Origin of the sequence: Escherichia sp. WS3227_2 (genome assembly GCF_046486495.1) — a bacterium.
Lineage (GTDB): Bacteria > Pseudomonadota > Gammaproteobacteria > Enterobacterales > Enterobacteriaceae > Escherichia > Escherichia coli.
On the sequence record NZ_JBJQLG010000002.1, the window covers coordinates 31,609 to 54,337 of the forward strand.

At 41.6% G+C, this 22,729-nt stretch carries 16 protein-coding genes; 10 read left to right on the forward strand and 6 right to left on the reverse strand.

The genetic code is table 11. From position 1 onward, the window contains the following. Positions 1-68: 68 nt before the first annotated feature. Positions 69-1,058, forward strand: a complete 990-nt coding sequence (locus ACJHXB_RS03625) for a restriction endonuclease (RefSeq protein ID WP_086176906.1) — start codon at positions 69-71, stop codon at positions 1,056-1,058. Between the two features lie 507 nt (positions 1,059-1,565). Here ACJHXB_RS03625 and ACJHXB_RS03630 read toward each other — a convergent pair. Beyond that, the gene (locus tag ACJHXB_RS03630; protein ID WP_001469515.1) at positions 1,566-2,279 is read right to left on the reverse strand and encodes a toll/interleukin-1 receptor domain-containing protein; all 714 of its coding nucleotides are present in this window, start codon (positions 2,277-2,279) and stop codon (positions 1,566-1,568) included. 243 nt (positions 2,280-2,522) lie between these two features. Here ACJHXB_RS03630 and ACJHXB_RS03635 point away from each other — a divergent pair, with 243 nt between their 5' ends. The 4 genes from ACJHXB_RS03635 to ACJHXB_RS03650 are packed head-to-tail and all read left to right on the forward strand — an operon-like array spanning position 2,523 to position 9,710. Next, positions 2,523-4,022: a class I SAM-dependent DNA methyltransferase gene (locus ACJHXB_RS03635; protein ID WP_000172639.1), complete on the forward strand. Its 1,500-nt coding sequence runs from the start codon at positions 2,523-2,525 to the stop codon at positions 4,020-4,022. Positions 4,023-4,027: 5 nt separating this feature from the next. After that, positions 4,028-5,512 carry a class I SAM-dependent DNA methyltransferase gene (locus ACJHXB_RS03640; protein ID WP_001605028.1) on the forward strand — a complete coding sequence of 495 codons (1,485 nt, stop codon included), beginning with the start codon at positions 4,028-4,030 and terminating at the stop codon, positions 5,510-5,512. Further along, positions 5,505-6,644, forward strand: coding sequence for a restriction endonuclease subunit S (locus tag ACJHXB_RS03645; RefSeq protein WP_000130278.1), 1,140 nt, complete (start codon positions 5,505-5,507; stop codon positions 6,642-6,644). The genes ACJHXB_RS03640 and ACJHXB_RS03645 overlap by 8 nt, the downstream gene beginning before the upstream one ends. 3 nt (positions 6,645-6,647) lie before the next feature. Further along, positions 6,648-9,710, forward strand: a complete 3,063-nt coding sequence (locus ACJHXB_RS03650; RefSeq protein ID WP_000481471.1) for a type I restriction endonuclease subunit R — start codon at positions 6,648-6,650, stop codon at positions 9,708-9,710. Between the two features lie 80 nt (positions 9,711-9,790). Here ACJHXB_RS03650 and ACJHXB_RS03655 read toward each other — a convergent pair whose 3' ends face one another. The 5 genes from ACJHXB_RS03655 to nanC form a co-directional block, all read right to left on the reverse strand. After that, positions 9,791-11,698: an N-6 DNA methylase gene (locus tag ACJHXB_RS03655; protein ID WP_001097956.1), complete on the reverse strand. Its 1,908-nt coding sequence runs from the start codon at positions 11,696-11,698 to the stop codon at positions 9,791-9,793. Further along, a complete protein-coding gene (locus tag ACJHXB_RS03660; RefSeq protein ID WP_000404910.1) occupies positions 11,695-13,428 on the reverse strand; it encodes an AAA family ATPase in 1,734 nt (577 codons plus the stop codon). The genes ACJHXB_RS03655 and ACJHXB_RS03660 overlap by 4 nt, the downstream gene beginning before the upstream one ends. A gap of 862 nt (positions 13,429-14,290) precedes the next feature. Continuing rightward, positions 14,291-15,277, reverse strand: coding sequence for a sialate O-acetylesterase (locus ACJHXB_RS03665; protein WP_001469511.1), 987 nt, complete (start codon positions 15,275-15,277; stop codon positions 14,291-14,293). A gap of 64 nt (positions 15,278-15,341) precedes the next feature. Beyond that, positions 15,342-16,448 carry an N-acetylneuraminate epimerase gene (nanM, locus tag ACJHXB_RS03670; protein WP_001469510.1) on the reverse strand — a complete coding sequence of 369 codons (1,107 nt, stop codon included), beginning with the start codon at positions 16,446-16,448 and terminating at the stop codon, positions 15,342-15,344. 19 nt (positions 16,449-16,467) lie between these two features. Then, positions 16,468-17,184 carry an N-acetylneuraminic acid outer membrane channel NanC gene (gene nanC / locus ACJHXB_RS03675; RefSeq protein ID WP_001295734.1) on the reverse strand — a complete coding sequence of 239 codons (717 nt, stop codon included), beginning with the start codon at positions 17,182-17,184 and terminating at the stop codon, positions 16,468-16,470. Between the two features lie 1,452 nt (positions 17,185-18,636). Here nanC and fimB point away from each other — a divergent pair. The 5 genes from fimB (at position 18,637) to fimC (ending at position 22,708) form a co-directional block, all read left to right on the forward strand. After that, positions 18,637-19,239, forward strand: coding sequence for a type 1 fimbria switch DNA invertase FimB (gene fimB / locus ACJHXB_RS03680; protein WP_000790583.1), 603 nt, complete (start codon positions 18,637-18,639; stop codon positions 19,237-19,239). Between the two features lie 477 nt (positions 19,240-19,716). Then, entirely contained in the window at positions 19,717-20,313 is a 597-nt protein-coding gene (fimE, locus tag ACJHXB_RS03685) for a type 1 fimbria switch DNA invertase FimE (RefSeq protein ID WP_000044711.1), read from the forward strand. Positions 20,314-20,793: 480 nt separating this feature from the next. Next, positions 20,794-21,342 carry a type 1 fimbrial major subunit FimA gene (gene fimA / locus ACJHXB_RS03690; protein ID WP_000695532.1) on the forward strand — a complete coding sequence of 183 codons (549 nt, stop codon included), beginning with the start codon at positions 20,794-20,796 and terminating at the stop codon, positions 21,340-21,342. A 64-nt stretch (positions 21,343-21,406) separates the two neighbouring features. Then, the gene (locus ACJHXB_RS03695; protein ID WP_000824121.1) at positions 21,407-21,946 is read left to right on the forward strand and encodes a fimbrial protein; all 540 of its coding nucleotides are present in this window, start codon (positions 21,407-21,409) and stop codon (positions 21,944-21,946) included. A 36-nt stretch (positions 21,947-21,982) separates the two neighbouring features. After that, positions 21,983-22,708 (forward strand): type 1 fimbria chaperone FimC, encoded by a 726-nt coding sequence (gene fimC, locus ACJHXB_RS03700; RefSeq protein WP_000066575.1) that lies wholly within the window; start codon positions 21,983-21,985, stop codon positions 22,706-22,708. Positions 22,709-22,729: the final 21 nt, after the last annotated feature.

Sequence of the window (22,729 nt, forward strand, 5' to 3'; positions counted from 1 at the left end):
GAATGATCACGTCCCGGTATAACGATGAAGTATTTTCAGAAGGAATTATTGTGGCGACTAAGATGTGGATGATCCGCGGTGATGGCGGAAAATTGTACGACGACTTCAGAGACAAACAGGTTGTTGCAATTGGTTGGTCGCAGCTCGCTCCCTATGTGAAACCTGGATGCTCAAGAGAGCAGTTGTTTACCCGGTATCAGGAGCTTGAGCCACAGACTAAGCCAGGCACAGTTCGTTCTGGAGCTTCTCAGGTCTGGCGCTTTGTGAATGAAATGCAGAAAGGCGACTGGGCTATCACTTATTCACCTTCTAATCGGACCTATTTAATAGGGAAAATAGCGTCAGATTTTGAGTTTCATGCCGAGTGGCTTGAAGATGGCATGGGCATCGCCCGTAAAGTGAAGTGGAATGCGGAAGAGATTAAGCGCGATAGTCTGAGTGATGCAACCAGAAACACCCTTGGTTCAACGCTGACAGTTTTTCAGGTGCCTGATTTTGCTGTGAATGAATTAGTGCAGGGCAATAAGCCTGTCTCAGATATCGTGCCGGAAGTACCTGTTTCAGGTGAAGAGGATGAGGTCGTTTCTAATCCTCTGCGCGACATGGAAATGATCGCTTTTGAAGGCATCAAGGATCGTATCAACCGTCTCGACTGGGATGAGATGCAGAATCTGGTCGCTGGCGTGTTACGCAGCATGGGATATAAAACTCAGGTATCGCCTGCGGGTGCTGACCGTGGGAAAGACATCATTGCTTCGCCTGACGGATTTGGGTTTGAAAATCCGCGCATTATTGTTGAGGTGAAGCACCGGCGGGAACAGATGAGCAGCCAGCAAATCCGTAGCTTTATCGGTGGCCGTCATAAAGACGATCGCGGGCTGTATGTTAGTACCGGCGGATTCAGCAAGGATGCGCGTTATGAGGCCGATCGTTCTACAATCCCGTTGACGCTATGGACGCTGGACGATTTGGTACGCGCGTTAGTGGAAAACTATGAGCAGGTGGATATTGAAACTAAGCTGTTGGTGCCGCTTAAGAAAACGTATTTGCCTGCATGAATTTGCAACGCCTGTTTTTGTATATACAGGCGTTGCTGTAACTACAGCAGGAGCCCATTAATTTCGTCCCCAAGTAACAGCGCTCTGGCAAGATTAAATTGCACCATTTCTCAACGCCTATTGAGATATTGCCAATAATGACAGCACAAAAATCGGGCAGTATGCCCGACTGTGATATGGCAAATTATCGGGACATTCTTTGCTTGATTAGCCCGAAGAACATTTCCCAGAGATGTTCCGACATACCTTCATTGGTCAATAGTTCGTCTCGTGAAGTTCCACGACTGAAGCCTCCCATCAGAGCACGAAAACCAAGAGTCTGGCCGTTATCAGCAAGGTTTAGAGTTTCGTTAATACTGTTTCGAACAACATTATCCTGGCTATAACAGATATCTCCCATTCCATGATGTTGATTGCCTCGCCAGATGCCACATTGGCCGACCTTACTGCCATTGATATACACGGCACAGGTGAATGAATCTGTATCAAGCCGATTAAAATCGATATCTAATCCGGGTGGCGCTTTTTGAGTTCATCTAACGAATTTTCAAAATAGCGGGCAACATATTCAAAGCCCTCACGTCTGGCACGATCTTTATCCAGATCGGTAAATTTCTTGGGTAGAATAAGGTTGCTTGAACGCGGTGTAAAAACGGAATCTACTCCCTGAAAGATCGGATTCGCCGGAGCCGGTGAAGGGATATGTATAGTTTGCTGTGGTTTTTTGGCTTCCATCCGGGCAATGGCACGCGAGACAGCCTCGACGACCTGAACGTAGCCTTCATCGTGGGTGGCAAACTTAGTGATGGGTTTACCGTCGATAGTCGCCGCCATAATGCTGCCGAATTCTAACTGATGCCATGCACAGTCTCTTAAAATTACCGGAATGACCGCCGCCTCGCTCCGGTTATGCCGTTCCTGTGCGTTTTTCATCTCTACCTGATAGCAGTAATCAGCAGCAATGAAGTCACTGCTGATCAGGATCAGGATGATATCTGCTTGCGAAAAATAGTGGTCGATCTGACGTTCGAACTCCTGACCAGGAACGATGCGGCGATCGTGCCATGTTGTGATCTTCCCGGTTCGCTTCAGCGGGGAGAGATGCTTCTCAAGTTCATTGCGTAGTGCTTCATCTGCATGGGAATAGGAAAAAACGAGAGTGGTTATAGCGCGTAAGATGCTCCGAAGGAGAAATGAGGAAATGCCGCCATTTTGCGCCAATAAGGGTAAAAGAGTAATCCCCTATTACCACAAGGTATTGATGCGGAAATCAGCCCTTCAACTTGGTATCATTCTGATGCCAGAGTATTATCTCAGGCAATTTCCTTGATTTAAGCAACTTGGGTAAAGGCGTCATACATATTGAACGCTCAGGTGGTTGTGGAATCGCTTTACTTGCTTTTTTACTGTGAAATCCATGAGTTGCTGAGAGTTCAAGCACTGCAGGATCGAAAAGAGACAACAATGACACTGATTAACCTAAAAGATCTCGAGGCCCATCTATGGCATGCAGCCCATATTATTACAGGGCCCATTGATGCGTCAGATTACAAAACGTACATTTTCCCCATCCTGTTCTTCAAGCGCATTTGTGACGTGTATGACGAAGAATTTGCCGATGCGATGGAGAGCGTTGGGGATGCAGAGCTTGCCAAGGGCAAGATGTTTCACCGTATTCAGATACCTGAAAATTGCCACTGGCGCGATGTTTTCGCTGAGACCAAGGACATCGGTCAGGCTTTAAAAGAGTCCTTCCGTGGTATAGAACTGGCAAACCCTAAACTGCATGGCATTTTTGGCGATGCCAGCTGGACCAATAAAGAACGCCTTTCTGATGAGTTACTGGCTACGTTACTCAATCACTTCAATAAGGTGAACCTTGGCGTTTCTAGTGTCCGTGACGATGATATGGGGCGCGCATACGAGTATCTGATCAAACGCTTTGCAGACAAAGCCAATAAGAAAGCCGGTGAGTTCTATACCCCACGAACTATCGTTCGTTTGATGGTTAACATTCTTGATCCGAAAGCCGGTGAGAGTGTCTACGATCCCGCCTGTGGTACCGGTGGTATGCTGCTTGAGACCATCCACCATGTAAAAGAAAATGGTGGTGATCCGCGTTTACTAAAAATCAAGGGTCAGGAAAAGAACTTAACGACGGAAGCTATTGCGCGTATGAATCTGTTCCTGCATGGACAGGAAGATTTCGATATTGTCCGAGGGGATACTTTACGCGAACCTAAATTTTTAAAAAGCGATCGTTTAGAAACCTTTGACTGCGTTGTTGCCAACCCACCATTTAGCTTAAAAGAATGGGGATACGATCTGTGGTCGAACGATCCCTATGGCCGTAAGCAATATGGCCTGGCGCCTAAAACAAATGGTGATTTTGCCTGGGTGCAGCATATGTTTGCTTCACTTAACGACAATGGACGTATGGCAGTCGTATTACCTCATGGTGTGCTGTTTCGTGGCGGCGCAGAGGGGGCAATTCGAACCAAATTACTGCAAGAGAATCGCATTGTGGCGATTATTGGTGTTGCTTCCAACCTGTTCTATGGAACTGGGATTCCTGCGTGTATTTTGGTGCTGCGTAAATCACGTCCGGCCGCGCATAAAGATCATGTATTGATCATCAATGCTGAAGAAATCTATACCAAGGGACGTGCGCAGAATACGCTGTCCAACAAGCAGGCCGATGAAATATACCAAATCTATCATGACCAGGCACAACAAGGGCCAGATGCAAAAGAAATCGAAGGCGTTGCACGCTGGGTTTCTCTGAAGGAGATTGAAGAAAATGACTTCAATCTAAATATTGCTCGTTATGTGCAAAAGCCACTCGAAGAAGAAACCATCACTGTGGAAGAGGCGCTCAAAGATTTTCAACGGAAGCTGGCTGAGCTGGAAAAAGCAGAAGAAGAGCTGGAGGCCCTGCTTATCAAAGAAGGTTTCGAGGTATGAGTACTATGAGTAATAAAAAGCTGGAAGAGCTGCTCTGGGGAGCCGCCGAATTTCTTCGTGGCCAAATTGACGCATCAGACTACAAGCAGTATATCTTCCCGTTGCTGTTTTACAAACGCCTGTCAGATGTCTATCTGGAAGAATATAACGAAGCGATGGAGCTCCATGAAGGCGATGCTGAATACGCCGCCATGCCGATGTTTCACCGTTTCAACATTCCCTCTGAAGCCAGTTGGGAAAAGGTACGCAATACCAGTAAAAATATTGGTGAAGCGATCCAGACTGCGCTTCGACTAATTGAAGCCAATAACCCGCGTTTACATGGCGTCTTCGGTGATGCACAGTGGACCAATAAAGAGCGCCTTCCCGATCATCTGCTGGCTGATCTGATTGAACATTTCAGTAAAATTCCGCTCGGCATTAAATCTGTCGCCCAGGATGATCTTGGTGAAGCCTACGAATACCTGATTAAAAAGTTCGCTGATGATTCCGGTCATACGGCAGCAGAGTTCTACACCAACCGAACAGTCGTGCATTTAATGACGCGCATTATGGGCTTAAAACCGGGTGAAACAGCCTATGATCCAACGTGTGGCACTGGAGGGATGTTGCTAAATGCAGTGATGGATCTTCGTGCAAGAGGAGAAGAGTGGCGCTCTGTGCACCTTTATGGCCAGGAAGTGAACCTGCTGACTTCCGCTATCGCCCGTATGAATATGTTTCTGCACGATATTGAAGAGTTTGATGTGCTGCGCGGTGATACTTTGGCTGAACCTAAGTTTATTGAAAATGACCGGCTCAAGCAGTTTGATGTGATTTTTGCCAACCCACCGTACTCCATTAAAAAATGGAATCGTGACAAGTTTGCCGCTGATCCGTATGGTCGTAATCTTTATGGCGTACCGCCGCAGGGCTGCGCTGATTATGCGTTTTATACCCATATAATCAAAAGCTTAAAACCAGATACCGGTCGTGCTGCTATGCTCTGGCCACATGGCGTGCTGTTCCGTGATTCCGAGCAGGCCATTCGTAAACAGGTGATTGAATCGGACATTATTGAAGCGGTGATTGGTTTGGGACCTAATCTGTTTTATAACTCGCCGATGGAATCTTGTGTGGTGGTGCTTAATTGTAATAAGCCAGCTGAGCGCAAAAACAAGATCTTGTTTATCAATGGGGTTGAACATGTTACCCGCGAGCGGGCTCATAGCCGTTTATCTGATAACGATTTGTCGGTGTTATGCGAGGCTTATTTCAATCCTGAAAAGCAAAGTGACATCACTGCGTTAGTCAGCATTGATATTATTAAAGATAATCTCTACAACATATCGATTCCGTTGTATGTACAAGCGCAAAATAGTAATGAAGAGCATGATTTAGAACATGCCATTGAGGCGTGGAAGGTTAGCCGTTTGCAATTACAAAAACAGACTAAGAAACTATTTGAGAACCTCGCGCAGTTAGGTTATGAGGTGAAAAAAAATGACTGATAAACAAACTGTTAAATTTGGTGATATTTGTCGTGAAGTAAAGCTCACTACTAAAGACCCGATAGCAGAAGGCTATGAGCGTTATATTGGTTTAGAACACTTGGATTCAGGTTCGTTAAAGATTAAACGCTGGGGAATGATTGCTGACGATAACCCCAGTTTTACACGTGTCTTTAGAAAGGGACAGATTTTATTAGGAAAGCGTCGTCCCTATCTTAAAAAGGCTGCCATTGCTGAGTTCGATGGAATTTGTTCTGGTGACATTATTGTAATGGAAGCAAATGAAAGTAACGATAACCCTGATTTTTTAGAAGTGATTATTCAATCTCAAGGATTCTGGGATTGGGCAATTCAAACATCCTCAGGGTCATTGTCACCTAGAACAAAATTCAAGTCTATTTCTGAATATTCATTTGTATTGCCTGAGAAGAGCAAGATTTTAAGGCTCATAAAATTAAAAGATCAACTTGAAAAAAGCAGGGAGCTTAAACAGAAATTAGTTAATTCTTACGAAAATGTGTTGGATCTCACAGTAAATGAACTAATGGCCAACTTAGACGGAAAATTAGTTCCATTATCAACAATAGCTAGAATCGAGTATGGTATAAGCAATCCGATTGATAAGTCACTAAAAGAAGGCGTTAGAATGGTAACTTTACCTTGTGTTGAATCAAGGTGCTATCTTTCTATAACAGAAGAAAAAATTGCTTATGTCCGGCAATCTGATGTAAAGAATGACGATTATCTTAAATCAGGAGATATTCTATTTAATTGGAGAAATGGTAGCCTAGATCATATTGGGAAGTCTGTTTTAATATCCGAAAATATGGAATACACTCATGTCGGGTTCTTATTAAGAATTCGTTTGATAAAAAGTGATATAGAAATGTCAAGGTTTATTTTCTTTTATTTGTATTGGCTTAAGATTAATAATTACTTCCGTGGTTCAAAAGGTCAGGTAAATAAAACCTTTAATAAAGGTGAGCTATCAAATCTTATGATGCCTATTATTGAAAGGGAAAAAATGGTTGGAATAACTAAATCACTAAGTGATTTGTTTTCTATTAGAGACAATTTAGAAGAGTATGGCATGCGGGCACAAAACTTGAAATTTACTGCTTTAAGGTTCTAATTTATGTTTAACGAACAAACCGTTACAGAAAATGGAATTATCGACCGTTTAAAAGGTTTAAGCGGAGTCAAGTGGACTTACTGCCACGGTGAAAACCTGCCTAAACAAGCGCAGGATATCTTCGTTGATGAGTGGCTAAAAGACGCGCTTTGTTCGTTAAACCCTGATATCGGCAGACAGCCTGACTATGCCGATGAGGTCATTTACAAACTGCGAGGAGTGGTTTTAGAAGCCCGCCATACCGGCTTGGTAAAGGCCAATGAAAACTTCCAGGAATGGTTGATGGCCGACAAAACCTTGCCTTTTGGTAAGAATGGCGACCATATCACCATCAATCTGATTGATTTTGACAATATAGAGAACAACCACTTTGTGGTGGCGCAGCAGGTTCACTATATCGCGGCCACTGAAGTCTATTTTGATATTGTTCTTTATGTGAACGGCATACCACTGGTAGTAGGCGAAGTTAAAACCGCAACACGCCCCAGCGTGACCTGGCAAGACGGTGCTGCCGATTTCATGGGTGGCAAAAAGTACTACTGGAAAAATGTTGAATCTTTCTTTGTACCTAACTTGCTGTGCTTTGCCAGCGAAGGTAAAACCTTTGCCTATGGAGCCATTAATGCCCGAGTTAAAGACTGGGGACCCTGGCATAATACTGAGCTTCGTGATGACATTTTGCCGGGTCTGGCATCGGTACTCAATAGCTGTGAGAGTTTGTTAAATCCGCAAACCTTATTGCAGTTACTGGAATCTTTTGCATTATTTTCAACCGTCAAAACGGGCAAAAATACTCCACCTAAACGCGTTAAAATCCTGCCGCGTTATCCGCAATTTGAAGCTGCAAAACAAATTGTTGAGCGTGTTCGTAGAGGCTATCCAAAAAAAGGTCTTATTTGGCATTTCCAGGGATCGGGTAAATCCTTGTTGATGCTTTACGCCGCCAAAATGCTACGTGCCGATAATGCGTTAAAAAACCCGACGGTACTTATCGTTGTGGACCGGCGAGATCTGGACAGCCAAATTAACGAGACCTTTGGTGGAGCCGACGTTAAGAATCTGATTAAAGTGCAAAGCTGCAAAAAGTTGGGTGAATACATTGAACAAGACAGCCGTGGCATTTTAATCACCACCATCTTTAAATTTAAAGATATCGAAATTTACGATAGCAACCCTAATGGCCTGAACAACCGGGACAATATCATTGTGTTGGTTGACGAAGCTCACCGTACACAGGAAGGGGGATTAGGCGAGAAAATGCGCTGGGCGTTGCCCAATGCCCACTTCTATGGCCTGACTGGTACTCCGATTTCTGGCATTGATCGTAATACGTTCAAATTGTTCGGTGCCGAAGAAGATCCAGGTCGCTATATGAGCCGCTATAGCTATAAGCAGTCGATCCGGGATGGCGCAACTAACCCGGTGAAGTTCGAACCTCGGCTGGCTGAACTCCGAGTGGATCGTGATGCCATCAATGAAGAGTTCGAGCAACTGGCTACCGAAAACAACCTGGATGAAGAAGAAAAAGCAGCATTGTCCAGACGTGCCGGCAAGCTGGCTATTATGCTGAAATCTCCCAGACGTATGGCTGCGGTGAGTAATGATATTGCTGAGCATTTTACCAACCATGTTATGCCGAAAAAGATGAAAGGCATGGTTGTGGTATACGATCGCGAAGCCTGTGTGCAGATGTATTATTTGCTCGGTGAAAAGCTTGGTTTTGATGCGGTTGAAGTGGTTATGAACGTTGACCAGGCTCCGGTTAAAGTTGAAGAGGGTGGCAAAAAAGACAAGCTCAACAAGGATTGGCTTAAATGGCATGATGAGTTGGAGCTGCCTGTCAAACAAGTCGATTTTGAACGCTGGCAGCACATCGATGCCGAAGAGCAGGTGCAAAAGGATCTAATTGAGTGCTTTAAAGATCCTGAACATCCATTACAGCTTATTATCGTAACCGCCAAGCTGCTTACGGGCTTTGATGCCCCGATTTGCTACTGCATGTACCTCGATAAGCCTCTACGCGATCATACCCTTCTGCAGGCCATGTGCCGAACTAACCGGCTGTACGAAACCGATACTGTACGCAAGGACATGGGATTAATTATCGACTACCTCGGCGTTTTCGAAAATCTGCGTACCGCTCTGGCCTATAACCCTGAAGAAATTGAAGGAGTTGTAGAGGGAATTGAGGCATTTAAAGAGCTATTGCCGTTACAACTGAATAAATGTTTGTCCTTCTTCCCTGGTGTGGATCGGTCCATAGCTGGTTTTGAAGGTATTATGGCCGCGCAGGAATGCCTGCCGACCAACGAGAAGCGCGATGAATTCGCTGCCAGCTTTGGTGTGTTATCCAAGTTATGGTCAGCTATCAACCCAGACCCTTTTTTGACCCCTTATCGTCAGGACTATAAATGGCTGGCGCAAATTTATGAATCGGTGCGTCCGGTAGGGCAGACAGGTGCGCTTGTTTGGGCTGCCCTTGGCCCCGAAACAATCAAGATGATCCATGAGCATACTGATATCAATCGTATTCGCGATGATATTGACGAGTTGGTCATGGACGAGCACGCTATTTTTACCCTGACCGCTAAAGAGCAGGAACAACGTGCTAAACGCCTGGAGATTGATCTTATGGGACGTTTGCGCGGCAGTCATGATCCTAAATTTGTGGCATTGGGCGAGCGCCTTGAAAAACTGCGTCAGGACTATGAAGCTGGTGTTATCAAGGCCATTGACTGGTTGAAAGGCCTGTTGGATGCAGCGAAAGATACCGTACAAGCCGAGCGCGAAACGGGCGAGCGGCCAGTAACTGAAGCTGATAATAAACAGGCGTTGACTAAGCTTTTCCTCGAAACACGTCCGGAAACTACCCCTAAGTTAATCGGTGATGTTGTAGAGCAAATTGATAAAATTGTGAAAGCTACCCGCTTTGATGGCTGGCAAAATTCCAACAGTGGCCCGCGCGAAATCCAAAAGGCGCTTTTACTGACCTTGGCCCAGTTTGGACTAGGGAAAGATAAAGAGTTGTTCCAGAAGGCGTATGGGTATATTGAGGAGCATTATTAATAGTAGCTTCAGCAGTACAGATATTGCAACTTACTTGCAACCAGTAGCAGGGTGCATTATGGACACCCTGCTACTGTGATCTATTCTATTAAAAGACCTCTATACAAATTCTCTTTAAGTTCTCGCTTATCATTCATTATTTTTTCAATGAGCTTATTATATTGTTCAAGCGTATTATCTAACTCATCAAGCCAAATATTTAATTTATGCTGGGTCGTTAAAGGTGGAATACTAACTTCTACATTTTTTATTTGTGTCGTGGTTAAATATTGCTGAGCGGTACCAACGGCGAGCCTTCTTAAGTTTAAAGTAGATAATAATTTTGCAAGGTAGGGTGTTAAAACTTTATTTGGTGAATAATTCTTAATAATTAATGAGTTATTTGTCACCCAAATATTACCTTGAACATACCGAACGTTTCCGCAAAGAGCTCCGACCTTACCAATAATAATATTTTCACCATTTTCCATTGCCTCGTTATTATATCCAATAACTCCATTTCCACCGTATACAGGAATTGGTCCAGTGGGTAACAGCCTGTTTTTTTGTAATAAATTTCCGGATTTTACTATTGCAATATTTCCAACTTTAATTCTCTCAAATTCATATTCATGCGAATGATTTTTTATTGTTGACTCTAAGATCTCTATTTTTTCTCTTAATAAAGACAACTCGGTTAGTAATAATTCATTATTACGTATTGTCTGTTCAATGTTAACTATAGAATCACTAAGAAACTCATATGAGTTTCGCTCTTTATCTTTTAAGAGTAAGTTATAAGATGAAGGTGTATCACTAATATTGATAATCCAGGAGTGTTCAGTTATTGTTCTATTTTTTGCTGACTCTAAAAAATCTATAAAATCATCGAATTTTATAGTATTTGTACGTGAGTATTTTTTACCATTATTTAAATTGTAGAAAAATATTCTATCTGTTGGGCCAGAATTACTTATAAAAAGAATACATAATTTTACTGCAGTGTAAGGAAGCAATGCACCTGACGGTATAGATAAAATACAATCTAAATTATAATTTTGGAAGATCTTATCTTTAAGAGTGATGCACTCTTTACTCACATCATATAAAAAACGCTCTGGTAATATTATGGCTGCTTTGCCATTAACAGCGAGAGAGTCAATAACATGCTCCAGGAAGTAATAGTCTAGATTAGGTCCTTTATAATGTGTGTCAATATGAATATTATCCCAACCGCTCTTTTTCCCAAATGGTGGGTTAGTTAAAACAAAGTCATATTTTTTATTCTTATAATTTATATCTAAGCTATCTTTTAGTATTATTTCAAAATTAAATTCTTTATTGATTAAAAGGTTAACAATTGAGATTAGACAGGCAAATGATGATGTGTCATTACCAATAAGTGAATAATTTAAATTTAAGTTTTTGTTTAAACTGTTGCCTTTAATATATCGTGCTGACTCTATTAATAAACCCCCAGTTCCACATGCTGGGTCGTAGATTGATGTGCCATCTGTAGGTGATAACATTTCAACCATGAGCTGAACTAAAGCAGATGGAGTAACATATTCACCTGAACGACCCGATTCATTAACCATCCTAAGAATTAAAGATTGATAAGAATTTGCATATTGATAGAATTCTGTAAGTGAATGTATATGCGAAAGAGAATAATCTATATATTTAATTATTTCATGGTCATTGATGTTATTAATTAAAAAACCTATCTTACTCCTGAGATTTTCAAGCATGTCGTGGTTTATATTTTTTATATCTATCGAGAAAATAAAGCTTTCATATAGTTGCTGGTAATAATATTTAATTTCATTAATGTTGTTGCTTGATATGTTTTTTATATCTGAGAATCTTTTATCATTTTCATAAAGATATAATTTTATATAATGTAAAAAAATAAATAATGAAATTAACTCTACTGCTTGTTCTGTATTTCTTATCGAACTCTTTTTCTTGATTAGTGTAAGTAGATCTTCAAATAAAGAGGTGTTCATTTTAATTTCTCCACCAAAAAATTGTACATGTTCACTATATCTTCACTGATCTCAGCAGGTGGTATAAGTTCTATATATGAGTAAAGTTTTGATATATCTAATCCTATACCATCAGAATCAATTATTTTTGTGATGCAATGTTTTACGTTAAGCCGGCTAATTGCTGAATTATCTCCAGGATCGTTTTCTTTTAAATAACTGTTAGCTGGCAGATCTCCATTGTTTATTTTCTCGATAAATCCATGATGGGTCAATGCCGTATAAGATAATAAGTAGTTTTTTATTTCTCTTCTTTTCCAGACAAGGAGATATATTTTATTTTTGTTTTTATTTTCTAACTTCGCTATATGTTTTGAATATTCACTTCCATTGACTTGAACTCCATCTTTCTGATAGGTAATTGGAGCCTCATCTTTGTCGCAGATCATGAATATTCTTTTGACTTTTTTATCAGTATTTACATTTAAAAGCGAATTAATCCACTCTATTTTTGGTTTTGCGAACTCTTGATTTAAATTATCGTAACCAGAGGACTGTTTTATTGCATGGAGGCCATCTAACTTTGATACATCAAGTCCTTTTTTCTTTGCTAAGGCATAAAAAATAGTCCAATCATTATAATCATCCATCAATACTATGTTTTCTAGTTTACGACACACTTCGAACTGTACGTCTGATATTCTTGTCAAGACAGATAAACGTTCTATTATAGTTTTTATTTTATCATCTTCTTTTATTTTTCCTTTATCAACAATCTTTAAGTTTTTAAAATCATTATCAGTAGCTGTAATTGAGTCTAATAGATGGGTGGTTGTTATCGCATAACCATTAATACTATGTAGTCGATGCCATAAGAGCTCAATATTCTTGTAATGTAAATGGGAATCTATCTCATCTAATAAGAATAAAGTATTAGGACTATCAAAAATATCAAGCAGAGAGTATAAAAAGAGTACTTGATATTCCCCATCACTAATATCATTCAGTTCGATATTATTTTTAAACTCTAGCTGTAATGATGGTTTTATTATAAAGTAATCATTATCTGCTGCTTGGGTGAAAAATGTTATGATAGGATCAAAAAAGGAATCTTCTGCTTCCTCAAATGATGGATTGAAAAAATTTGAATGAGTTAGCAAGATCTCTTGAGCTTCAAGTGGAGACTCGAAATCATAATCAGCATTAACAATATTATTAATGAAACTTTCTAAAGTCCTATGATAAGCTGAATACCTTAAAGTATTTTCAATACCTTGTTCTTCTTGTGCTAATGCCATTTTTACTCGATTAACGTAAGCCGAGTTTACTCGGACCGTCAATGTAAGCTTGCTTGATATATCATCATTTTTATCATCTGATACATCAATATAGCCTTTCTCACATAAAAAATTTCTAACAAGACCATTTGATTGACAAATTGTGGATATGAATATTAATAACTTTGACCATGCTTTATCGTAATAACAACAATCTAAGCTAAGACCCCTATTTGCTTGCCTTTCATGAGAAAGATAATCAGAGAAATACGTTGAGTATTTCTCATTTTGTCCAGAAGAAAAACAAACAACCTTTGTTTCTGGTAGATATTTTTTTGTTAAACAGTTAATAAATACGGATTGTAAAATCGAGGACTTACCAGCACCATTTTCGCCAATTAAGGCCGTAACCTTTTCAAAAAAGACATTTTGCTCTCTGTCATATAAGGTGTTTTTTGGTAACATGATTTCCATTTTTATAGTTCCATTTTTTTAATTCTATGCACCTGACACTTTTAAAATTCTGCTACCTTTTAAACTGGGCCACTACAGTCTCGACCAAATTATCTTCAACGCTGTTACGGTAGCAACGTACTCTGCCCTACAAGAACATATAATAATCGTTCCTTCTGTACAAACAAATCATTGTGTAGTGATCAACTCATTTTGGCAACTACAGGGATTATTCTCGATACGTTACTTTCATGGACCTTCAGTCACAAAGAATACCATGATGCCCTCGAAGCTATCGAAATGTTGTGCACGAAAAATGAATCGACATAAATTCTCAAGTATACTCTTGATATTGCAGAGGTTCTTTATGATTGTGAATCTGGTGATAGCGATCGCCGACTACAGTACTGGATTAACATTCGCGAGATGTTCCTACGTCGCTGGGAACGGTTGGATATCCGTATGCTGTTGTTGGCACGCATGATGGAACAGCTCTACGCTTGTAAGGATATCGGTAGTACCCTCCCGACAGAAACCATACCAGCAAGCGTAACGTCTCCGTTGTATCGGAATCTCGGCGGGAAAAAGCGGGTGTTTTACAGTATTACAAAAATGCCACGCAACGTGGTAAAGACGCCTTATTGAAATTGTAACCGGCGCTATGAATTGAGCTCAACAATGATCGCGTTGCCATTGATGCGTTATTGGATGCTGCCAAAAAAGCAGATTACTTCATCTTCGTCAACGGCAGTTCAAAACATCAAGCATTTTATACGGTTACCAATTGCCGTAAGGATATTATTTATCCGGCGGGGAAAGGGGCTTCAAGCATAGTTGCTGCCTTTATTGCGAGTTGGCCTGATTGCACAAAGAATAGCGTGTACTATTCTTTGTGAAAATGTGACAAACGCAAAATTGCTTCTACAAACCTGTCAGAAATAATCCCCCGACGGGCTGCTGAGCTGAAATGACTGCTTCGCAGTGCCGTCGTCCAGTTCTCCGGTGACCGGTACGCTGAACCGTAATATCCCGTGCTTAAATCGTCTGGATCTTCATCAGGCGCGTTCGTCAGTCCTCTTGCACCTTGTTGCTGGAAGTCGACGAAAATAATATTGGCTAAAACATTATTTTGATAATTGCCATAAATAGCTTCATACGCATGAGGGAAATTTTCTTTCCAGTACCAGGTGGTATCGCCGCAGAACCACGGTGCGTCAGTAATATTATTAAGCTGAGAATGGTATTGTTTTAGATCCCTACGAAAGGCTTCAACCATATGATTAAAGTGTTGAGGGTGTGACGCGTAGTCACTGGTCATTAAGTCAAATTCGCCTTGCATCCAGCATACGCCGAGGAATTTGTTATGCGGATTTTTTGCCAGTGCGGCTCGCGTTCTGCTGACTAAATCCTGGTATAGCGGAGTATCCGTTCCCCAACGACAAGCATCATGGCTGGCTCCGTGCCGTTCTGAATATGTCCCTTCGCTGCCTGCGGTAAAAGCCGATCCGCCACGGCAACACGGAACGATGAGAACCCCTGCATTATCAGGAATAGAGGGCAGTAATTTCCGTGCAATATGCAGTGCCTGGCCAACGGTGCCGTACTGTGTTTGATGATTCGTTGCCAGAGGATGGTGATAACCCTGCATATCCTGAACATCGTGTGGGCAGTGAGTCAGTGGAATAATGTCGTTAAAGTGACATGACGGGCCTCCGGGATGCGTATGCGCAAATCTCGCTAATTGTTTAATTCTGGGATGAAGCGCATCTTCCCTGTCCGGTAATGGCAGTCCTTCGCCATACGCCATGGCATTAGACTGACCAGCAACGGTAAGAACATAGTAATAATCGGGCGATATTATTGCGTTCATATAATTTTCGCGTAATACAAATGACAAATTGATAGCAGGGCCCCTTTACCGGGGCCCTGAAGCGTTAGTTTTGTACTGTGACTTTATTATCCTTCACAGAAATTAAAACTGAATCCGTCACCGCTTTGCCGCCTGCAGTTTCACCGCCAATAATTAATAAACTATTATTCCAGGGCAATGATACTCCGTAGGCCCGACCTTGCGATAATTCACCAGATTTATCCCATTTTCCGTTATGCCAAAGATGAATATCAGCGCTATATGATTTTTTCAGGCCTTCATGCGCATAGTTCTTACCGTTTTGGTAATTTTCCCGTGAACCTTTGAATCCGGCCCCTCCGGCAAATATCAGTGAGTCATTGCTCATGCCTGCAAAACCGCCAGCGACGCCATCTGGTGATGCGACGGGAGCAAGCTTATTCCATTTTAAATTATTACCGGTGAAATCAAGTTCAAATACGGCATCCGTTCGCAATCCTGGTTTGGCTTCGCCATTAATAAGCCAGGTTTTATCACCTTTACTCACAACCGCCGCACCAGCCGTCCCGTACCAGGGAGATTCGCCAGCGTAACTCCATTGCTGTGTTGAGGGATCAAAAGACAACAGAAACTTATTGAAGAAATAATCTTCTGCTTTTTTGTCAAAATAGTGGGCGTTGATTTTATCTATAGCGGTTGAATCTTTTCCAGCCTCGTTGAGATCTTCAAAATAGCCATTGAAGATATTCTGGTTAACACCGCCAGTAACATAAGCCTTGCCGTTGTGTACAAAAGTCACATGGCCCGCCATGCCCATCGGCGCGTGCGACATCAATTTAACCCAGCTATTGGTTTTGGGGTTGTATTTGTGTACGTCATTAAATACCTGAGTCAAGCCCTCGCTGTTTTTGCCAATGCCGCCAAACACATACAGATTGCCATCAATAAATGCAGAGGTTGCTTGATCTCTTGGTCCGCCAGGGAATGCAGCTAACGCTGTCCATTTTTTATCTTTGGCCTGTGTATCCAGCTTGTACCATGCTGTACCTGCGCTACCTAAACCAATGTAGACAGTGTCGTTATCAATTGCCCCGGTACCACTTTTAAATGGCACAGGAGTTTCCGGTAATACAGACGCGTTTGCGGCAAATGAAGCCATCATGATAGCAAGCGCCGTTATTGTTTTATTCATTGTGACTGTCTCCTGTCTACTACAGTTTAAATGACACACCAATGCGATAACTGTTTTCCGATAAATTATCTCTGCCGTTGTAAACACCCTGACGGTCAAGGTAGTCATATTCTATGTATGGCGTAATATCGGGCGTCATATGGTATTGTAGAACAAATGCATTTTCCGTCGCCCATTTCTTGTGGTTTGCATAGCGATAATCGTTCTGTTTGCTGTATAGCGTCGTTTGCCATGCGAAGGTGAAATCACTATTAATATGGTAAGTGACATATCCATCCCAACGATGAACGTTATCACGAGACATATCACCGGATAAGTCTTGTTGTCGGTAAGCTTTCCAGTCGTAACGATAGCGAATGCCAAAATTAAGATCTTTTGTCGCGTCCCAGGACAGTTTTACGTAGGGTCCGTAGCGTGTGCCGTTGCTGCTAAAATGCGTTAACATTCCCGGGCGCACCGTCCATTGATCATCAAGTTTAATCGCGTAATTAACTTCAACCTGAACATCATTGAGTGCGGCATTTTCCTTTTTATTATCATGAATGGTATTCCAGGTATTACTTTCCATGCTTGCCCACCATCCATTTTGCCATCCCTCACTGACTTTGAGTCGAGTCTCATAGGCATGGCTTCCGCTACGATATCCACCACGTACGTCCAGTGTCGCAGCCTGAGAAATTAATGGTGACGAAAAGCACAGTAATAATACGCCAGAAAGTATTTTTGCCTTTTTCATAAATTTCACTCATTTGTAGGATACAGAAAGCAATACAAAGCCCGCATAAACAATTAGCATTTATGTTGTGTAATATTTTTTGCCAGGCTTATAGTGTCTTTGGCAACGGGTAACTGTATTTTATATTTTTTGTATAAGGTCTCCTGTGAAAATTCTCTTCCACATTATTTAAATAAACAGAGAGCCAGATTAAATACCTGAGTATAAAATCTCTTCTGATGTTTAATTGATTTGAATGTTCGTAAGCTATATCACTTACTCAATCCATTTTACCCAGAGTCATAAAATAGAGTGTCTGTTGATCTCATTTTCATATTCCTTTCAGACTGAAGTGCGTTTTCATCACCCGATGAGAAAGAACTGAAGTGATGTTTGCCATAGATTGCGAGATGCCCTGTCTCATTGACTATCGTGGTGCACCTTTATACCTGTTATACCAGATCAAAAATCACGCAATCCATACAACAAAACCAGATTTGCAATTCGTGTCACAAAATATGTCGATCTTTTTCTAAGAAGAAGATGCCATGTGAAGCTAAACGAACATTTGTGGAGGCCGTCACAAACCAAAGGTTTTTGTTTAATTGCCTGTTTTATATGAGATTTATCTAGAGTCTAAACAAGGGAAGATTTGCAAGCTAACTCAGTGAGCGGGGTGAAAATAAGGGTTTACCCGCCATCAGACTGATCATAATTCTCACCATGAAATATGTTTCCTGATTTGTGGCTTGTAACTGGTCACTCCTGAAGTCGATCTGGAGAGGCTTGTTGATGTTGGTGTTTTCAGGATGATGTTTCACTTAGTTTGTTTGCCGTATTGCCCGGCGAACAGCTGTGATTGAGGAGGGTTTAAGTCTTAGTGACCAAAGCCATATTTATCAACGAATGTAGATGAAAAAATCGTCTCCTGCTTTCCCCCATATCTCCATGATAAAAAGGAATGTAACAATCTCATGGCCTAAACTGACGAACCAGCCAGGAATAATCGCTAGGGACCTAAGCATTAGCATGATAATAGCCACTAAGAAATTACTGCGTTCCATGAAATAGCCATTTTGTGGCAAATGGAGTTGACTAATAATGTCATATGTGAGACGGCTAGTTGAACGAATATTAAATTTTGCTGAATTTTTTATGTTGATTTTACTTGTTACAGAACATATCACATGATATATAGATAAGATTAGTTGCATTAATGATGAGGGTTATTATTAGATTCGTATCAGATTGATAAATATATAAAGGTACATAGCATGCAAGAGCATGGCGTTTGTATGGCAAAGTTATTATAAGTAACTATCGCTACTCCATTTAAGTTCGCTCAGAAGAACTGGTCCACTTACGTTAGTTATTAAGCAAACGTTCGCTTTTATAAACATAATCAGGATTAAAATGTTGGATTATTGCTAACCCAGCACAGCTAGTGCGCGTCTGTAATTATAAGGGAAAACGATGAAGAATAAGGCTGATAACAAAAAAAGGAACTTCCTTACCCATAGTGAAATCGAGTCACTCCTTAAAGCAGCAAATACCGGGCCTCATGCAGCACGTAATTATTGTCTGACTTTGCTTTGTTTTATTCATGGTTTCCGGGCGAGTGAAATTTGTCGATTGAGGATTTCGGATATTGATCTTAAGGCAAAGTGTATATATATCCATCGATTAAAAAAAGGCTTTTCAACAACGCACCCGCTATTGAACAAAGAAGTTCAGGCTTTAAAAAACTGGTTGAGTATCCGTACTTCTTATCCGCATGCTGAGAGCGAGTGGGTATTTTTATCACGTAAGGGGAATCCGCTTTCTCGGCAACAGTTTTACCATATTATCTCGACTTCTGGTGGTAATGCCGGGTTGTCACTGGAGATTCATCCGCACATGTTACGCCATTCGTGTGGTTTTGCTTTGGCGAATATGGGAATAGATACGCGACTTATCCAGGATTATCTTGGGCATCGCAATATTCGTCATACTGTCTGGTATACCGCCAGCAATGCAGGGCGTTTTTACGGCATCTGGGATAGAGCCAGAGGACGACAGCGTCACGCTGTTTTATAGAGATAGTTGAGATACCAGGGATGGTGTTAAAAACTACATTATTCTTACGATATATCAAAAATGATTAACCATTTATTAATTGATGTTATTGTAAGTGTGATTCTTAATTATCATAATAAACATTAAGTTAACCATATCCATACAAAATACAATGGCTTATATTCTTCAAAATAAATAAACAAAATTATTCATAAATTTACACATCACTTAAATTCGCCTGTTTTCATACTTTTTTCTTTATTTTTTAAGCAACTGGAAGTTAATCTACTGCAATCTATTGTTATATTGAATCAAATCAATGAAAATAGATGTTGTCACATCAGTGATATTTTATTTTTGTATGATATTTAATGTAATTGACTGATAGCCACATCACTTCGTGTGTGGTTATCTTTTTATCTATTGGGCTAATTTTGACCGATTGAGGTTTCCTATAGGTATTCATTCAAATATATCTCAGTCAGGAGTACTACTATTGTGAGTAAACGTCGTTATCTTACCGGTAAAGAAGTTCAGGCCATGATGCAGGCGGTTTGTTACGGGGCAACGGGAGCCAGAGATTATTGTCTTATTCTGTTGGCATATCGGCATGGGATGCGTATTAGTGAACTGCTTGATCTGCATTATCAGGATCTTGACCTTAATGAAGGTCGAATAAATATTCGCCGACTGAAGAACGGATTTTCTACCGTTCACCCGTTACGTTTTGATGAGCGTGAAGCCGTGGAACGCTGGACCCAGGAACGTGCTAACTGGAAAGGCGCTGACCGGACCGACGCTATATTTATTTCTCGCCGCGGGAGTCGGCTTTCTCGCCAGCAGGCCTATCGCATTATTCGCGATGCCGGTATTGAAGCTGGAACCGTAACGCAGACTCATCCTCATATGTTAAGGCATGCTTGCGGTTATGAACTGGCGGAGCGTGGTGCCGATACCCGTTTAATTCAGGATTATCTCGGGCATCGAAATATTCGCCATACTGTACGTTATACCGCCAGTAATGCTGCTCGTTTTGCCGGATTATGGGAAAGAAATAATCTCATAAACGAAAAATTAAAAAGAGAAGAGGTTTGATTTAACTTATTGATAATAAAGTTAAAAAACAAATAAATACAAGACAATTGGGGCCAAACTGTCCATATCATAAATAAGTTACGTATTTTTTCTCAAGCATAAAAATATTAAAAAACGATAAAAAGCATCTAACTGTTTGATATGTAAATTATTTCTCTTGTAAATTAATTTCACATCACCTCCGCCAAATGTAAAGCTAACGTTTCTGTGGCTCGACGCATCTTCCTCATTCTTCTCTCCAAAAACCACCTCATGCAATATAAAAATCTATAAATAAAGATAACAATAGAATATTAAGCCAACAAATAAACTGAAAAAGTTTGTGCGCGATGCTTTCCTCTATGAGTCAAAATGGCCCCAAATGTTTCATCTTTTGGGGGAAAACTGTGCAGTGTTGGCAGTCAAACTCGTTGACAAAACAAAGTGTACAGAACGACTGCCCATGTCGATTTAGAAATAGTTTTTTTAAAGGAAAGCAGCATGAAAATTAAAACTCTGGCAATCGTTGTTCTGTCGGCTCTGTCCCTCAGTTCCGCAGCGGCTCTGGCTGATACTACGACGGTAAATGGTGGGACCGTTCACTTTAAAGGGGAAGTTGTTAACGCCGCTTGCGCAGTTGATGCAGGCTCTGCTGATCAAACCGTTCAGTTAGGGCAGGTTCGTACCGCATCGCTGGCACAAGAAGGAGCAACCAGTTCTGCTGTCGGTTTTAACATTCAACTGAACGATTGTGACACTACTGTTGCAGATAAAGCTGCTATTGCCTTCCTTGGTACCGCAATTGATGGAACTCATCCTAACGTATTAGCTTTGCAGAGTTCAGCTGCGGGTAGCGCAACAAAAGTTGGTGTGCAGATCCTGGACAGAACGGGTGCTGCGCTGGCGCTGGACGGTGCGACATTTAGTGCACAAACAACCCTGAATAACGGAACCAACACCATTCCGTTCCAGGCGCGTTATTTTGCAACCGGTGCCGCAACCCCTGGCGCAGCTAATGCGGATGCGACCTTCAAGGTTCAGTATCAATAACCTACCCAGGTTCAGGGACGTCATTACGGGCAGGGATGCCCACCCTTGTGCGATAAAAATAACGATGAAAAGGAAGAGATTATTTCTATTAGCGTCGTTGCTGCCAATGTTTGCTCTGGCCGGAAATAAATGGAATACCACGCTGCCCGGCGGAAATATGCAATTTCAGGGCGTCATTATTGCGGAAACTTGCCGAGTTGAAGCTGGTGATAAACAAATGACGGTCAATATGGGGCAAATCAGCAGTAACCGGTTTCATGCGGTTGGGGAAGATAGCACACCGGTGCCTTTTGTTATTCATTTACGGGAATGTAGCACGGTGGTGAGTGAACGTGTGGGTGTGGCGTTTCACGGTGTCGCGGATGGTAAAAATCCGGATGTGCTTTCCGTGGGAGAGGGGCCAGGGATAGCCACAAATATTGGCGTAGCGTTATTTGATGATGAAGGAAACCTCGTACCGATTAATCGTCCTCCAGCAAACTGGAAACGGCTTTACTCAGGCTCTACTTCGCTACATTTCATCGCCAAATATCGTGCTACCGGGCGTCGGGTTACTGGCGGCATCGCCAATGCCCAGGCCTGGTTCTCTTTAACCTATCAGTAATTGTTCAGCAGATAATGTGATAACAGGAACAGGACAGTGAGTAATAAAAACGTCAATGTAAGGAAATCGCAGGAAATAACATTCTGCTTGCTGGCAGGTATCCTGATGTTCATGGCAATGATGGTTGCCGGACGCGCTGAAGCGGGAGTGGCCTTAGGTGCGACCCGCGTAATTTATCCGGCAGGGCAAAAACAAGTGCAACTTGCCGTGACAAATAATGATGAAAATAGCACCTATTTAATTCAATCATGGGTGGAAAATACCGATGGTGTAAAGGATGGTCGTTTTATCGTGACGCCACCTCTGTTTGCGATGAAGGGAAAAAAAGAGAATACCTTACGTATTCTTGATGCAACAAATAACCAATTGCCACAGGATCGGGAAAGTTTATTCTGGATGAACGTTAAAGCGATTCCGTCAATGGATAAATCAAAATTGACTGAGAATACGCTACAGCTCGCAATTATCAGCCGCATTAAACTGTACTATCGCCCGGCTAAATTAGCGTTGCCACCCGATCAGGCCGCAGAAAAATTAAGATTTCGTCGTAGCGCGAATTCTCTGACGCTGATTAACCCGACACCCTATTACCTGACGGTAACAGAGTTGAATGCCGGAACCCGGGTTCTTGAAAATGCATTGGTGCCTCCAATGGGCGAAAGCACGGTTAAATTGCCTTCTGATGCAGGAAGCAATATTACTTACCGAACAATAAATGATTATGGCGCACTTACCCCCAAAATGACGGGCGTAATGGAATAACGCAGGGGGAATTTTTCGCCT